Source organism: Meridianimarinicoccus marinus (assembly GCF_040689105.1).
Taxonomy (GTDB): domain Bacteria; phylum Pseudomonadota; class Alphaproteobacteria; order Rhodobacterales; family Rhodobacteraceae; genus Meridianimarinicoccus; species Meridianimarinicoccus marinus.
Genome location: NZ_JBFBVU010000030.1, coordinates 12,229 through 25,750 on the forward strand (window position 1 = coordinate 12,229; position 13,522 = coordinate 25,750).

At 63.5% G+C, this 13,522-nt stretch carries 15 protein-coding genes; 8 read left to right on the forward strand and 7 right to left on the reverse strand.

Going from position 1 to position 13,522, the window contains the following annotated elements:
* Nucleotides 1-58: 58 nt before the first annotated feature.
* Nucleotides 59-988 carry a pseudouridine-5'-phosphate glycosidase gene (locus tag AB0T83_RS17085; protein ID WP_366194437.1) on the reverse strand — a complete coding sequence of 310 codons (930 nt, stop codon included), beginning with the start codon at nucleotides 986-988 and terminating at the stop codon, nucleotides 59-61.
* Complete coding sequence (locus tag AB0T83_RS17090) at nucleotides 985-1,881, reverse strand: PfkB family carbohydrate kinase (protein ID WP_366194438.1); 897 nt, start codon at nucleotides 1,879-1,881, stop codon at nucleotides 985-987. The genes AB0T83_RS17085 and AB0T83_RS17090 overlap by 4 nt, the downstream gene beginning before the upstream one ends.
* Before the next feature lie 263 nt (nucleotides 1,882-2,144).
* On the opposite strand from AB0T83_RS17090, the gene rpsB reads away from it, so the two are divergent.
* Together rpsB and tsf are read left to right on the forward strand one after the other, a co-directional pair.
* On the forward strand, nucleotides 2,145-2,951 hold the full coding sequence (gene rpsB / locus AB0T83_RS17095) for a 30S ribosomal protein S2 (protein WP_435891188.1): 807 nt from the start codon (nucleotides 2,145-2,147) through the stop codon (nucleotides 2,949-2,951).
* 78 nt (nucleotides 2,952-3,029) lie between these two features.
* Entirely contained in the window at nucleotides 3,030-3,905 is an 876-nt protein-coding gene (tsf, locus tag AB0T83_RS17100) for a translation elongation factor Ts (RefSeq protein WP_366194440.1), read from the forward strand.
* 374 nt (nucleotides 3,906-4,279) lie between these two features.
* Here the strand turns inward: tsf and AB0T83_RS17105 are convergent, their stop codons facing one another.
* Both AB0T83_RS17105 and aroQ read right to left on the reverse strand, forming a co-directional pair.
* Nucleotides 4,280-5,035, reverse strand: a complete 756-nt coding sequence (locus tag AB0T83_RS17105) for a helix-turn-helix transcriptional regulator (RefSeq protein WP_366194441.1) — start codon at nucleotides 5,033-5,035, stop codon at nucleotides 4,280-4,282.
* On the reverse strand, nucleotides 5,032-5,475 hold the full coding sequence (gene aroQ, locus AB0T83_RS17110) for a type II 3-dehydroquinate dehydratase (protein WP_366194442.1): 444 nt from the start codon (nucleotides 5,473-5,475) through the stop codon (nucleotides 5,032-5,034). The genes AB0T83_RS17105 and aroQ overlap by 4 nt, the downstream gene beginning before the upstream one ends.
* 289 nt (nucleotides 5,476-5,764) lie before the next feature.
* Here aroQ and AB0T83_RS17115 point away from each other — a divergent pair, with 289 nt between their 5' ends.
* From AB0T83_RS17115 to AB0T83_RS17135, 5 genes are all read left to right on the forward strand, one after another.
* Entirely contained in the window at nucleotides 5,765-6,397 is a 633-nt protein-coding gene (locus tag AB0T83_RS17115; protein ID WP_366194443.1) for an ATP-dependent Clp protease proteolytic subunit, read from the forward strand.
* A 131-nt stretch (nucleotides 6,398-6,528) separates the two neighbouring features.
* Entirely contained in the window at nucleotides 6,529-7,791 is a 1,263-nt protein-coding gene (gene clpX / locus AB0T83_RS17120; RefSeq protein ID WP_366194444.1) for an ATP-dependent Clp protease ATP-binding subunit ClpX, read from the forward strand.
* 350 nt (nucleotides 7,792-8,141) lie between these two features.
* Complete coding sequence (locus tag AB0T83_RS17125; protein WP_366194445.1) at nucleotides 8,142-8,525, forward strand: NADH:ubiquinone oxidoreductase subunit NDUFA12; 384 nt, start codon at nucleotides 8,142-8,144, stop codon at nucleotides 8,523-8,525.
* Between the two features lie 18 nt (nucleotides 8,526-8,543).
* A complete protein-coding gene (mlaD, locus tag AB0T83_RS17130; protein ID WP_366194446.1) occupies nucleotides 8,544-8,990 on the forward strand; it encodes an outer membrane lipid asymmetry maintenance protein MlaD in 447 nt (148 codons plus the stop codon).
* The gene (locus tag AB0T83_RS17135) at nucleotides 8,987-9,346 is read left to right on the forward strand and encodes a DUF2155 domain-containing protein (RefSeq protein ID WP_366194447.1); all 360 of its coding nucleotides are present in this window, start codon (nucleotides 8,987-8,989) and stop codon (nucleotides 9,344-9,346) included. The genes mlaD and AB0T83_RS17135 overlap by 4 nt, the downstream gene beginning before the upstream one ends.
* Here the strand turns inward: AB0T83_RS17135 and aat are convergent.
* From aat to accB, 3 genes are read right to left on the reverse strand one after another with little or no spacing between them, the layout of a single operon-like run.
* A complete protein-coding gene (gene aat, locus AB0T83_RS17140) occupies nucleotides 9,310-9,951 on the reverse strand; it encodes a leucyl/phenylalanyl-tRNA--protein transferase (RefSeq protein ID WP_366194448.1) in 642 nt (213 codons plus the stop codon). The genes AB0T83_RS17135 and aat overlap by 37 nt on opposite strands.
* 58 nt (nucleotides 9,952-10,009) lie before the next feature.
* The gene (gene accC, locus AB0T83_RS17145) at nucleotides 10,010-11,368 is read right to left on the reverse strand and encodes an acetyl-CoA carboxylase biotin carboxylase subunit (RefSeq protein WP_366194450.1); all 1,359 of its coding nucleotides are present in this window, start codon (nucleotides 11,366-11,368) and stop codon (nucleotides 10,010-10,012) included.
* An 8-nt stretch (nucleotides 11,369-11,376) separates the two neighbouring features.
* The gene (accB, locus tag AB0T83_RS17150; protein ID WP_366194451.1) at nucleotides 11,377-11,877 is read right to left on the reverse strand and encodes an acetyl-CoA carboxylase biotin carboxyl carrier protein; all 501 of its coding nucleotides are present in this window, start codon (nucleotides 11,875-11,877) and stop codon (nucleotides 11,377-11,379) included.
* 266 nt (nucleotides 11,878-12,143) lie between these two features.
* Here accB and AB0T83_RS17155 point away from each other — a divergent pair, with 266 nt between their 5' ends.
* A complete protein-coding gene (locus AB0T83_RS17155; protein WP_366194452.1) occupies nucleotides 12,144-13,499 on the forward strand; it encodes an NAD(P)-dependent oxidoreductase in 1,356 nt (451 codons plus the stop codon).
* The last annotated feature ends 23 nt before the right edge of the window (nucleotides 13,500-13,522 follow it).

Here is a 13,522-nt window from a genome sequence, read left to right on the forward strand (position 1 = left end):
AGGTTTCGGGGCTTCTTTCAGGGAACGGGAGGAACATAGGGGTGGACGGCGGCCGATTCTAGGTTGCGGATGCAGGCATTTCACGGGCGATGCGGGCGGCCAGTCGGGCATTGTTCAACACCAGGGCAATGTTTGCCGTCAGCGATGCGCCATCGGTCAACTCGTAAATCCGCTGCAACAGATAGGGCGTCAGCCCCTTGGCACTGATGTTGTGGGTGCGGGCATCGGACTGGGCCTGTGCGATGACCGGGGCCAGAACCTCGGCGGCGATCTCGGCGGTTTCCGGGATCGGCTGGGTCACCAGCTGCCCGCCAGGCAGGCCAAGCGCGCCGCGCAGCACCTGGGCGCGGGCGATCTGTGCGGGATCATCCATGCGCAGCGGCGCGGGCAGGCCCGAGTTGCGCGACCAGAAAGCGGGCAGGGTGTCCTGCCCGACCGTGATCACCGGCACGCCGAGCGTTTCCAGCACCTCGAAGGTCTTGGGCAGGTCAAGGATGGCCTTGGCGCCAGCACAGACGACGGTGACCGGGGTTTGCGCCAGTTCCTGCAGATCGGCGGAGATGTCATAGTGTTCGGCCAGACCGGGATGCACGCCGCCGACACCACCGGTGGCGAACACGCCGATGCCCGCCAGCCGCGCGCAGATCATCGTGGCCGCGACCGTGGTGGCGCCGGTGCCGCCGGTGGCCAGACAGGCCGCCAGATCGGCGCGCGACAGTTTGGCGACGTTGCGGGCCTGTGCCAGTTGCTCAAGCGTGTCGTCGTTCAGGCCGATATGGATCTGGCCATCCAGCACCGCCATGGTCGCCGGAACCGCGCCGTTGTCGCGCACCGCCTGTTCCACGGCCCGGGCCGTTTCCAGGTTTTGCGGATAGGGCATGCCGTGGGTGATGATCGTGCTTTCCAGCGCCACCAATGCAGCACCCTCGGTGCGGGCCCGGGACACCTCGTCGGAAAACACAAGCGGCAGGGCGGAGAGATCTGTCATGCGATGTCCTGTCCGGAAACGAATGTGGCGGCGGCCTGCAGGGCGGCTTCCAGCGCGAAGCTGCGCTTGTGCCCGGCGGCCTCGGCGGCGATGTGGCTGGCCATGAAAGTGTCGCCCGCGCCGGTCACGCAGCGTTGCTCGACGATGGGCGGATGCGCGGTCAGCACCTGGTCGGGGCTGGCATCCGTGGCCGGGCGGGCGCCATCGGTCACCAGCACACGTGCGCAGCCATTGGCCGCCAGCGCCGCCGCGGCCTCGGCTGACGACCGGAATTCGGTGTCGTAGAGAAGCCCGGCTTCCTCGCGATTGATGTAGAGCGTCGCGTTCGGCGCGGACAGGAACGGGCGCAGCCGCTGGGCCTTGCCGGGCGAGGCCGGCACGATACGCAGGTCGGCAGCGGCGAAGATCGGATCCTCGGCGATCTCGGCCAGCAGGGTCTCGGGCAGGTTGCCGTCCAGCACCACCGCGCCGCGATAGGGCGCCTCGGCACTGGCCAGACGGCCATCGCGGAAGGGGGCCAGGATATCGCCACCGGCCTTCTCCAGCGAATGGGCATCGGCAATGGCCGCGATCAGCCCGTTGGCGCCCTCAACGGCCATGTAGCGGTCGGTGGGCAGATCGGCGCGGCGCAGCACCAGCGAGGTGTCCACGCCCTTTTCGCGGCAGGCCGCCATCAGGTCCTCGCCGTTGGGGTCGGTGCCGATGCAGGTCAGCACAGTGGGGCGCGCGCCGAAGCGGACCAGCGTTGCCGCGACGTTCATCGCCACGCCGCCGGTCTGGCGGGTGATACGGCCGGGGCGATCGTCGCCCAGTCGCATCGCATGGGGATGCCGACCGACGAAATCCCACAGCACCGAGCCGATACAGGGTATGAAAGACGTGTTCTTAGCCATGGCGCTAGTGAAGCCAATGAGGACCGGATTGCAAGCGCGGCTTGGGCAGATTGCGCGGGTTGACGCCAGAAACCCCGGTGTTGCGGAAATCCACCCCGGTCGATGGCCTTCGCGCCGCCGGGTGCTTGCAATCCCGCCAACCTTGCTTTAAGGGCACGCACACTTCGCAGGTGGGGCTGGGCCTCTTGGGGGAGAAATCCTCAAAGGTCCGCCGGTTGGGCAATTGCCCCTTGATCCCCGCCGAGGCGTAAACCGGAAAGGATATGGATATGTCGCCTGATTTTACCATGCGCCAGCTGCTTGAAGCTGGTGTGCACTTTGGTCACCAAACCCAACGCTGGAACCCGCGCATGGCGCCGTTTATCTACGGCGACCGCAACGGGATTCACATCCTCGACCTGACGCAGACCGCGCCCATGCTGGACGCCGCGCTGAACGTCATCAAGGAAACCGTCGCCAAGGGTGGCCGGGTTCTGTTCGTCGGCACCAAGCGCCAGGCGCAAAAGCCGGTGGCGGACGCCGCCGAGAAATGCGCGCAGTACTACATGAACCACCGCTGGCTGGGCGGCACGCTGACCAACTGGAAAACCGTTTCCAACTCGATCAACCGCCTGAAGGCGATCGACGAGCAGATGGAAGTCGGCGCTGCCGGCCTGACTAAAAAAGAGCGTCTGGGCATGGAGCGCGAGCAGGCCAAACTGCAGGCCTCGCTGGGCGGGATCCGCGAAATGGGCGGTGTTCCGGACCTTCTGTTCGTCATCGACGTCAAGAAAGAAGATCTGGCGATCAAGGAAGCCAAGAAGCTGGGCATCCCGGTTGTGGCCGTGGTCGACACCAACTGCTCGCCCGAAGGCGTGGATTACATCATTCCGGGCAACGATGACGCGGCGCGTGCGATCTCGCTGTACTGCGATCTGGTGGCCCGTGCCGCTCTGGACGGCATGACCGCCCAGATGGGCGCTGCCGGGATCGACCTGGGGGCCTTTGAAGAAGGTCTTGAAGAAGAAGTCGTCGCGGACGCTGGCGAAGCCGTCGAGCCCGCCGCCGAAGAGCTGCCCGCCGAGGGCTGAGCCCCGGACGTCACAGAACTGTCACTCGCTGCGGTCCAACTGCGGCGGGAAACCCTGCGAGATTTAGGAGAGCCAGACATGGCAATTACAGCAGCACTGGTCAAAGAACTGCGCGACAGCACCGGCGCCGGCATGATGGACGCCAAGAAGGCCCTGACAGAAACCAATGGCGACATGGAAGCAGCCGTCGACTGGCTGCGCACCAAGGGTCTGGCCAAGGCCGCCAAGAAATCGGGCCGCACCGCCGCCGAAGGTCTGGTCGCCCTGGCCGTCGAAGGTGGCAAGGGTGTCGCCGTCGAGGTGAACTCGGAAACCGACTTTGTGGCCAAGAACGCCGAATTCCAGCAGATGGTGAAAGCCATTGCCGGTGCCGCGCTGAACGTTGCCGATATTGATGCGCTGGCCGCGGCCGATCTGGGTGGCAAGTCCGTTGCCGATACGCTGACCGCGAAGATCGCCACCATCGGCGAGAACATGACCCTGCGCCGGATGGCCAGCGTCGAAGGCAATACCGTGGTGTCCTACGTGCACAACGCGGCTGCCGACGGCATGGGAAAAATCGGTGTTCTGGTCGCGTTGAGCGGTGACAACGAAGCCTTTGGCAAGCAGGTCGCGATGCATGTCGCCGCCGCCAACCCGGCATCGCTGTCCGAAGCGGATCTGGATCCGGCCGTGGTCGAGAAAGAGAAATCGGTGCAGATCGAGATTGCCCGTGAAAGCGGCAAGCCGGAAGCCGTGATCGAGAAGATGATCGTCGGCCGCATGAAGAAGTTCCTGTCGGAAGTGACCCTGCTGGGCCAGTCCTTCGTGGTGAACCCGGATCTGACCGTGGGAGACGCTGCCAAGGAAGCCGGCGTGGAGATCACCGGCTTCGTGCGCCTCGAAGTGGGCGAAGGCATCGAAAAGGAAGAAGAAGACTTCGCAGCCGAGGTGGCCAAGGCCGTTCAGGGCTGAGACGAAGTTCCGGAGGGCGCTGTCACGGAGTCCTCTGCTTCTGATCCATGCAGACAGTCAAGGGGCGGTTCGAAGTAATTCGAACCGCCCCTTTATCGTTTTCGGAGACTGTTGCTTGTGGGGATGAGTACAGCCCCGATCACGGTGTTGCCCGAACAGCGACGATGAAAAACCACCGTCATCCGGACGCTTCGGACGTGTCCGAAGAACCGGGGCTCCGATCGAAATTGCGAACGGAGGCCCCGGATATTCCCCGGTTGTAAAACCGCCAGCGTGGGAACCCGTAAATTTTCGCGCATTTCGCAGGATTTGGGAAGTGCGGAATTCCCCACTGTGCAACAATTTCCAAATTTCCCGTTAAAAGTGTGTGGAAATCAGGCTTTTGCGTCGATCAAAAAAATCTGGTTCTTGAGCGAGGCTTTCATGACAGCCTGTGCGGTGGTGTCGACCTCAAGCGCTTCGCGCGCGAGTCTCAGGTGTTTTTCCACAGTGGCCGGGGTGAGTCCAATGATCGTCGCGATGTCCTGCGTGGTCTTTCCGTCGCCCACCCATTCCAGCACTTCCCGCTGCCGCTTGGTCAGCGCCCGGCGCGACCCGTTGTGCGGCAGCGAAGTCAGCTTCAGGTGCGCGACATTGCACAGCGCCTCGATCTGGCGGCCATGTTCCGCCCAGACCGCATCAACCTGGTCCTGAGACAGGCCGACCCGTGCGGTCAGCGCCATGGCGCCCCGATAGCGGTACGAAATATGCGGAAAGCTGATGGTGTAACCGGCGGTGACGCCCATCGACTGGTTGAACATGACGACCTTCTGTTCCGCCGGCGTCATGCTGTGCCGATGATCGCGGATCCAGCTCCAGCTGCAGGCGCCGACGTTCTCGCTGGACCAGCGCACCATGGGAGCATGGAAATACATGGCCTCGCCGACAAACCGGTCGGTGTAGCGGGCCTCGTGGTTGGTCAGGATCAACAGATCCTGCGGATCGCCGAAACCGCTTTGCGTCTTGTAGCGGGTGAACCCATACATCAGCCGGTCGAACCCGTAACCGCCCAGACGCGTCACCAGCCGATCCCAGACCTCTTCTACCTCGGTGGCGTTGATGAAAACCTCGATATCGTCCAGAAGGGTCATGATGCCGCCTCGATATGTGCCAGAAGCGCCCGGATGGCCAGGTCATAGCCTGCCGGACCGAAGCCGCAGATCTGACCGACGGCCACCGGCGCGATCCAGGACTTGTGGCGAAAGCTTTCGCGGGCGTGAATGTTGGACAAGTGCAGCTCGACCACCGGCAGTTCGACGGACTGGATCGCATCCATCAGGGCAATCGACGTATGGGTCAGGGCACCGGCATTGAGGATGATCCCGTCACGGGTGGTGCGCGCCGCATGGATCTGATCGATCAGCGCCCCTTCGTGGTTGCTTTGAAAGCAGGTGACCTCGGCCCCGAGCGCCGCGCCGGTCTGTCGGCACAAATCTTCCACATCGGCCAGAGTCGTTGCGCCGTAGAACTCGGGCTGGCGTATGCCCAGCAGATTGAGGTTCGGCCCATTCAAGACAAGTAACTGTTTCATTCCACACCCTTTGCTGCGGATCATAAGGTTGCCCAGTGGAAACTGTCGAGAGGCCGCGTGGTCGGAACCGACAATTAACATTTCAATGGTGACTTCATGGACGGTCAACCCGCTGCACGCGCGGCGGGACGCCGGGGCGATGCGGCAAGCACAGGGAATTGAAAAATGTTTTCGTCAACTTTGAGGCTCTTGCCATCTTCCCGGGCAGAGCGGCCCTTGCAGCCCCCTAGAGCGGCGACTAAGACTCCCGGGAGACAAGCGGCGCAGCCCCGAGCAGAAGGCACTTCCCATGCAAGATCCCTATGAGACCTATATGAACACCCTCGTGCCGATGGTGGTCGAACAGACCTCGCGCGGGGAGCGTGCCTATGACATTTTCTCGCGGCTTCTGAAGGAACGGATAATTTTCCTGTCCGGCCCCGTTCATGACGGCATGTCAAGCCTGATCGTGGCCCAGCTGCTGCATCTTGAGGCGGAAAACCCGTCCAAGGAAATCTCGATGTATATCAACAGCCCCGGCGGAGTCGTGACCTCGGGCCTGTCGATCTATGACACCATGCAGTACATCAAGCCGGCGGTGTCGACACTGGTGATCGGGCAGGCGGCGTCGATGGGCTCGCTGCTGCTGACCGCCGGGCAGAAGGACATGCGGTTCTCGCTGCCCAACAGTCGCGTGATGGTGCACCAGCCCTCGGGCGGGTATCAGGGTCAGGCGACCGACATCATGATCCACGCCCGGGAAACCCAGAAATTGAAAACCCGGCTGAACGGGATCTACGTGAAACACACCGGGCAGGAGATTGCGAACGTCGAGGCCGCCCTTGAACGCGACAACTTCATGTCGCCGGAAGATGCCAAGGACTGGGGTCTGATCGACGAAATCGTGGAAAGCCGCGCGGCCCTGCCGGCGGACAAGGACTAACCCCTTCGGCCCCCGTGCGGACCGTATGGAAATTTGACATTGTGGGCGGCCTTGTGCTGACCTAACCTTAGCTGAGTGTGCGGCCCGGCCGCACGCCAGCCTGCCACGTAAAGTGGCGTCGGAGGATATGGATGGCGAACAATTCGAGCGGCGACAGCAAGAACACCCTCTATTGCAGCTTCTGCGGCAAAAGCCAGCATGAGGTTCGCAAGCTGATTGCCGGTCCGACCGTGTTCATCTGCGATGAGTGCGTCGAACTGTGCATGGACATCATTCGGGAGGAAACCAAGACCTCCGGTTTGAAGTCCTCGGAAGGTGTGCCGACGCCGAAAGAGATCTGCGATGTTCTGGACGACTATGTGATCGGGCAGTCGCATGCCAAGCGCGTGCTGTCGGTGGCGGTCCACAACCATTACAAACGTCTGAACCACGCCGGCAAATCCGAGGTGGAACTGGCCAAGTCCAACATCCTGCTGATCGGTCCCACCGGATGCGGCAAGACCCTGCTGGCCCAGACACTGGCGCGCATCCTGGATGTGCCGTTCACCATGGCGGATGCCACCACGCTGACCGAAGCCGGTTACGTGGGCGAGGATGTCGAGAACATCATCCTGAAGCTGTTGCAGGCGTCGGAATACAACGTCGAACGCGCGCAGCGCGGCATCGTCTACATCGACGAAGTCGACAAGATCACCCGTAAATCGGACAATCCCTCGATCACCCGCGACGTCTCGGGCGAGGGCGTCCAGCAGGCGCTGCTGAAGATCATGGAAGGCACCGTGGCCTCGGTTCCGCCGCAGGGCGGGCGCAAGCATCCGCAGCAGGAATTCCTGCAGGTGGACACCACCAACATCCTGTTCATCTGTGGTGGCGCCTTCGCCGGGCTCGACAAGATCATCGCGCGCCGCGGCAAGGGTTCGGCCATTGGCTTTGGCGCCGATGTTCGCGAGGAAGAAGGCCGTGGCATCGGCGAGATCTTCCAGGAACTGGAGCCGGAAGACCTGCTGAAATTCGGGCTGATCCCGGAATTCGTCGGGCGTCTGCCGGTCATCGCCACGCTGCAGGATCTGGACGAGGACGCGCTGGTCACCATTCTGACCCAGCCGAAGAACGCGCTGGTCAAACAGTATCAGCGCCTGTTTGATCTGGAAGAGACCAAACTGTCCTTCACCGACGATGCGCTGCGGGCGATCTCGCGCCGCGCGATCCAGCGCAAGACCGGCGCGCGCGGCCTGCGCTCGATCATGGAAGACATTCTTCTGGACACGATGTTCGACCTGCCGACCGCAGAAGGGGTCGAGGAAGTCGTGGTCAACGAAGAGGCGGTCAATTCCGACGCGTCCCCGCTGCTGATCTATGCCGATCGCAAGGAAGAACCTGTCTCGGCGGGGTAGGTTCCGCGTAAACCAACATGAAGAAGGCGCCGCAAGGCGTCTTTTTTGTTGGAGAATATCAGAACGGGAATTGGTGTTTCCGAAAGGAAAACGGGGCGCAGTTGCTGGAAACCGCGCCCCGCGCCGATGCATAAAATGCACCAGCTTCCCCACTGTCTGAAACTGACATGTGACCGGTGTGGCGACCACCATGCGTGCGTATAGCGCACTGCTCTTTCGAGAATGCCCCTATACTTTCGTATAGTGTTCGCGCCGGACGGCGATCCGTTCCGCAGCGGCGCCGCGTCTATATTGGCTCTGGACCTGCGCCTCTGTCTGGGCCATGAACGAGCAAAGAGCAGAGGTATCCCATGGCCATTCTTGACACTCTCCTCCGGTCCGTCACCTGGTGGAACAGCCAGACCATCGGCACCCAGTTGTTCACCCGCCGCAATGGCGTGAAAGTCGGTGAAGACGAACAGGGCAACGTCTTTTATGAAACCCGGGACAAGGCGCGTCGCTGGGTGATCTTCAATGGCGAAGCCGAAGCCAGTCGCGTGTCCGCCGACTGGCACGGGTGGCTGCATCACACCTGGGATCAGCCCCCGACCGAGTCGCCGCTGCCGCACAAGACCTGGGAAAAGCCGCATCAGGAAAACCTGACCGGCACCGCGATGGCCTATGCGCCCGTGGGATCCCTGCGTCGTCCCGATCCGGTGGCGCGGCAGGACTACGAAGCCTGGTCGCCCGAATAACGCGCGGAGCATACCCCCATGTCTGAAACCCGCGCAGAGCTTGCCGTCGGTGCCCTGGTTCTGGCCGTGGCCATCGGATTTGTGGCCTATGCCGTCACGTCCGTCGGTGCGGTGCAATCGCGTGCCGGCTATGATCTTATCGCCAGCTTCCGCTCGGCCGAGGGGATCAGCGTCGGCACCGATGTGCGCCTGGCCGGGGTCAAGATCGGATCCGTCACCGATCTGTCGCTGAACCCCCAGACTTTCCGCGCCGATGCCAACCTGTCGATCCAGGACGACGTGATCCTGCCTGACGACAGTTCGGTCATCATCGCCTCCGAAGGGCTTTTGGGCGGCAATTTTGTCGAGATCCAGCCCGGCGGATCGCCGTTCAACTATGAATCCGGCGACGAGGTGTCCAACACCCAGGGTGCCATCAGCCTGATCGAACTGCTGTCCAAGTTCGTCGGGGGCGGCGACTCGTGAAATCCCTCCTGACGGGGCTGTTTGCCCTCGCTCTTGCCGGCACGGCACTGGCCGAGCAGGTCGAGAACGGGCGCGTCGCGGAATTGCGCGCGCTGGATCGGCTGTCGGGAGAGTTGACCGAGTTCATGGTGCCCGCCGGGTCCGAAGTGGTGCTGGATCGCCTGCGGATCGGCGTCATCGAATGCCGCTACCCGGTGAACAACCCCGCCGGCGACGCCTATGCCTTCCTGCTGATCCGCAGCACGGAAAGCGGGGACACGCTGTTCGAGGGCTGGATGGTGGCCTCGTCCCCGGCGCTGAACGCCTTCGATCACATGCGCTATGACGTCTGGGTCATCCGCTGCACCAATTCCTGAGGCGTGGGCGTTTCCGGCGCGCGGAAGTCCGCAGGCCGCGCCACCGCCGATTCCAGCCGCTGGTGATAATCGGCCCGCGAGATCTCGACCGCGCCCAGCCGGGACAGATGCGGCGTGATGAACTGGGTATCGAACAGGATGAATCCGGCGCGCGTCAAACGGTCGACCAGAAAGGCCAGCGCGGTTTTGGAGGCATTGTCCCGACGCGAAAACATGCTTTCACCGAAGAACGCCCCGCCAAGGGCAACGCCATAGACGCCGCCAATCAACTGGTTGTCTTGCCGGATTTCCAGTGAATGGGCGTGGCCCTTGCGGTGCAACTGAAGATACAGATCGAAGATCGTGGCGTTGATCCAGGTTTCGGCCCGCTCGGCACAGCCTTCGACGGTGGCCGCGAAATCGCGATCGATCGCCACCTCGAAGCCGCCGCGCCGGACATGCCGCGCCAGCGATCGTGACATGTGAAACCGATCCAGCGGCAGGATCCCGCGGTGACGCGGGTCGACCCAGAAGATCTCGGGATCCTCGCGAGACTCGGCCATGGGAAACACCCCCAAGGCATAGGCCTTCAGCAGGATGTCCGGGGTGATGTCGCGGCGATCCATGGCACTGGCCATCCTTTCGCCGCCCGTCGCGCATCAGTCGCGGCGGGCGGCGAACTCGTCAGGCGTTGCCCGTCAGATTGGCGCGTTCGAGCCAGGATTCCAGCCAGTGAATGTCGTAGTCACCGGTCAGAACAGCCCGTTCGCGCAGCAAATCGCGGAACATCGGCAGGGTGGTGTCGATCCCGTCGACGATCAACTCTCCCAGGGCACGATCCAGCCGCGCGATGGCCTCGGGCCGGTCGCGGCCATGGACGATCAGCTTGCCGATCAGGCTGTCGTAATAGGGCGGGATCGAATAGCCGTTGTAGAGCGCGGAATCCATACGAACGCCCAGCCCCCCTGGCGCGTGATAGGCCGTGATGCGGCCCGGGCACGGGGTGAAATTGGGCAGCTTCTCGGCGTTGATCCGCACTTCGATCGAATGGCCGTTGATCTGCAGGTCCTCCTGCGAGAAGGACAGCGGCAGACCGGCGGCGACGCGGATCTGTTCGCGTACCAGATCGACACCGAAGATCGACTCGGTCACCGGGTGTTCCACCTGCAGGCGGGTGTTCATCTCGATGAAGAAGAACTCGCCATCCTCGAACAGGAACTCGATGGTGCCGGCGCCGGCATAATTGATGGCCGCCACGGCCTCGGCGCAGACCTTGCCGATGCGAGCGCGGGTTTCGGCGTCGATGGCCGGGCCGGGAGCTTCCTCGAACACCTTCTGGTGACGGCGCTGAAGCGAACAATCGCGCTCGCCCAGATGCACGGCGTTGCCCTTGCCGTCGCCAAAGACCTGCACTTCGATATGGCGCGGCTTGCCGAGGTACTTTTCAAGATAGACCTCGTCGTTGCCAAAGGCCGCCTTGGCCTCGGAGCGCGCGGTGCGGAAGGCGTTCTTCATTTCCTCGGCCGACCGGGCCAGCTTCATGCCGCGTCCGCCGCCACCGGCGGTGGCCTTGACCAGCACCGGATAGCCGAATTCCTCGCCGATGCGCAGGGCATCTTCAAGCGTCGGCACGCCGCCGTCGGATCCGGGCACGCAGGGCACGCCCAGTTTCTTCATGGTGTCCTTGGCGGTGATCTTGTCGCCCATCAGGCGGATATGCTCGGGATCGGGGCCGATGAAGGTCAGCCCGTGATCCTGCACCGCCTGCACGAATTTCTCGTTCTCGGACAGGAAGCCATAGCCGGGATGGATCGCCTCGGCGCCGGTGATCTCGCAGGCCGAGATGATGGCGGGCACCAGCAGATAGCTCTGGTTGGCCGGGGGCGGGCCGATGCAGACGGCTTCGTCCGCCATGCGCACATGCATGGCGTCGGAGTCGGCGGTGGAGTGCACGGCCACGCTGGCGATGCCCATCTCACGGCAGGCCCGGATGACACGCAGGGCGATTTCGCCGCGATTCGCGATAAGGATCTTCTTGAACATGGGGCCTCTCACTCGAGAATGACGAGCGGAGCGCCGAATTCCACCGGTGAGCCATCTTCGACCAGAATGCGCGAGATGGTCCCGGACCGCGGGGCGGGGATCTGGTTCATGGTCTTCATGGCTTCGACGATCAGCAGTGTCTGGCCTTCCGACACGGTCTGGCCGACGCTGATGAACGAGTCCGCGCCCGGTTCGGGCTGCAGATAGACGGTGCCCACCATGGGCGAGGTCACGGCGCCGGGATGGCTGGCCGGATCGGCGGAAGCGCCGGCATCCGGGCCTGCGCTCGCAGCGGCGGGGGCAGAGGCGGCAACGGCGGGGGCGGCCGCGACGGGCTGTGCAAAGCTCTGGACCGGGGCCGCTTGCAGCACGCGGGAGACGCGGACATTCAAGGCGCTGTCTTCGCCGTATTCGCGTTTGACCTGAAGCTCGGTCAGGTCGTTTTCCCGCAAGAGCTCCGCAAGTGCGCGAATGAATTCAACATCATCGCCGTGGGAATTGCCTGTCATCTTACCCTCGCTTGTGGTCGGTCTGGTTCGCCGGATCTTTGCCGTGCCAATGCCGCGTCTTACACCTTAACGCATTCGGTGAAAAGCGATGCGCTGCAATAATCTCCGGCGGTCCGGTCGACCTTTCCGCCACAGAAGCCTTGATTTTTCGATCTTTGCTGGCAACGCTGCAGGCTTACCCGGTGTGTCAGGCAGGACCGCGACCGCCGGGATGCAGCCAAGCGGGATCAAAACCCGTCGCAACACAAGGATTCGGGGAGTTTTCGATGTCCAATTCCGAGACCACGCCAGGAGTGGTGCCCGGTCGTCTGGCCGACGCCGCCTACAAGTCGAACTTCGATGATCTCTATGGCCCGCTGGATGCGCATGAGGCGGTGGTAGCGGCGGATCGCTGCTATTTCTGCCATGATGCGCCCTGCGTGACGGCCTGCCCGACATCGATCGACATTCCGCTGTTCATTCGACAGATCCAGACGGGGATGCCGAAGGCTGCCGGGCGCACGATCTTTGACCAGAACATTCTGGGCGGCATGTGCGCGCGGGTCTGTCCCACGGACATCCTGTGCGAGGGCGCCTGCGTGCGCGAGGCGGCCGAGGGCAAGCCGGTGCTGATCGGCCGGTTGCAGCGGTTTGCCACCGATGCCGTCATGGACAGCGGCGCCCATCCCTACAGCCGCGCGCCCGCGACCGGGTTCCGGGTGGCCGTAGTCGGGGCTGGCCCGGCCGGTCTGGCCTGTGCGCACCGGCTGGCCATGAAGGGCCATGACGTCGATCTGATGGACGCACGGCCCAAGCCCGGCGGGCTGAACGAATATGGCATCGCCGCCTACAAGGCCCCCGACGGGTTCGCGCAGGCCGAGGTGGATTGGCTATTGCAGATCGGCGGCATCACCGTGCGCACCAACGTGCGGTTGGGCCGTGAACTGGCCCTTTCCGAGCTTCAGGAAGATCACGACGCGGTGTTTCTTGCGGTCGGTCTGGCCGGGGTCAATGCGCTGCGGGCCGAGGGCGAAGAGCATGACAACGTCCACGACGCGGTGGATTTCATCGCCGCCCTGCGCCAGGCCCCGGACAAGAGCAAGATCCCCGTAGGCCGCGATGTGGTGGTGATCGGCGGTGGCATGACCGCCGTGGATGCCGCCGTGCAATCCAAGCTGCTGGGCGCGGAAACCGTGTCGCTGGTTTATCGCCGCGAGCAGCCGCAGATGGGCGCGTCAGAGCATGAGCAGTTGCACGCGGCCTCGAAGGGCGTGCGCATCATCACCGGGGCGGCCCCGCTTCGGGTACTGGGCAACGGCGTCGTCACCGGGGTGGAATTCGCCTATACTGAGGTCGGGCCGGAGGGCCTTGTGCTGACCAACACCACCTTCCGCCTGAAAGCGGACCAGGTGTTCAAGGCCATCGGCCAGCGCTTGGACGAAGCACCCGGCGGGCTGCAACTGGATGGCAGCAAGATCACCGTAACCGGGCCGGGGCGCACCTCGCTGCCCGGGGTCTGGGCCGGAGGCGACTGTGCGGCTGGGGGCGATGACCTGACCGTCACCGCCGTGGCCGAGGGCCGCGACGCCGCCGAGGACATCCATGCCACGCTGATGGGGCAAGCCTCCGTCGCCGCCGAATAATCAGACAAGGCCCCGTCAGCGGG

Bases quoted from the DNA above. Each gene is read 5' to 3' on its own strand.
- AB0T83_RS17085 (WP_366194437.1), bottom strand. From the start codon at position 988: ATGACAGATCTCTCCGCCCTGCCGCTTGTGTTTTCCGACGAGGTGTCC.
- AB0T83_RS17090 (WP_366194438.1), bottom strand. From the start codon at position 1,881: ATGGCTAAGAACACGTCTTTCATACCCTGTATCGGCTCGGTGCTGTGG.
- rpsB (WP_435891188.1), top strand. From the start codon at position 2,145: ATGGATATGTCGCCTGATTTTACCATGCGCCAGCTGCTTGAAGCTGGT.
- tsf (WP_366194440.1), top strand. From the start codon at position 3,030: ATGGCAATTACAGCAGCACTGGTCAAAGAACTGCGCGACAGCACCGGC.
- AB0T83_RS17105 (WP_366194441.1), bottom strand. From the start codon at position 5,035: ATGACCCTTCTGGACGATATCGAGGTTTTCATCAACGCCACCGAGGTA.
- aroQ (WP_366194442.1), bottom strand. From the start codon at position 5,475: ATGAAACAGTTACTTGTCTTGAATGGGCCGAACCTCAATCTGCTGGGC.
- AB0T83_RS17115 (WP_366194443.1), top strand. From the start codon at position 5,765: ATGCAAGATCCCTATGAGACCTATATGAACACCCTCGTGCCGATGGTG.
- clpX (WP_366194444.1), top strand. From the start codon at position 6,529: ATGGCGAACAATTCGAGCGGCGACAGCAAGAACACCCTCTATTGCAGC.
- AB0T83_RS17125 (WP_366194445.1), top strand. From the start codon at position 8,142: ATGGCCATTCTTGACACTCTCCTCCGGTCCGTCACCTGGTGGAACAGC.
- mlaD (WP_366194446.1), top strand. From the start codon at position 8,544: ATGTCTGAAACCCGCGCAGAGCTTGCCGTCGGTGCCCTGGTTCTGGCC.
- aat (WP_366194448.1), bottom strand. From the start codon at position 9,951: ATGGATCGCCGCGACATCACCCCGGACATCCTGCTGAAGGCCTATGCC.
- accC (WP_366194450.1), bottom strand. From the start codon at position 11,368: ATGTTCAAGAAGATCCTTATCGCGAATCGCGGCGAAATCGCCCTGCGT.
- accB (WP_366194451.1), bottom strand. From the start codon at position 11,877: ATGACAGGCAATTCCCACGGCGATGATGTTGAATTCATTCGCGCACTT.
- AB0T83_RS17155 (WP_366194452.1), top strand. From the start codon at position 12,144: ATGTCCAATTCCGAGACCACGCCAGGAGTGGTGCCCGGTCGTCTGGCC.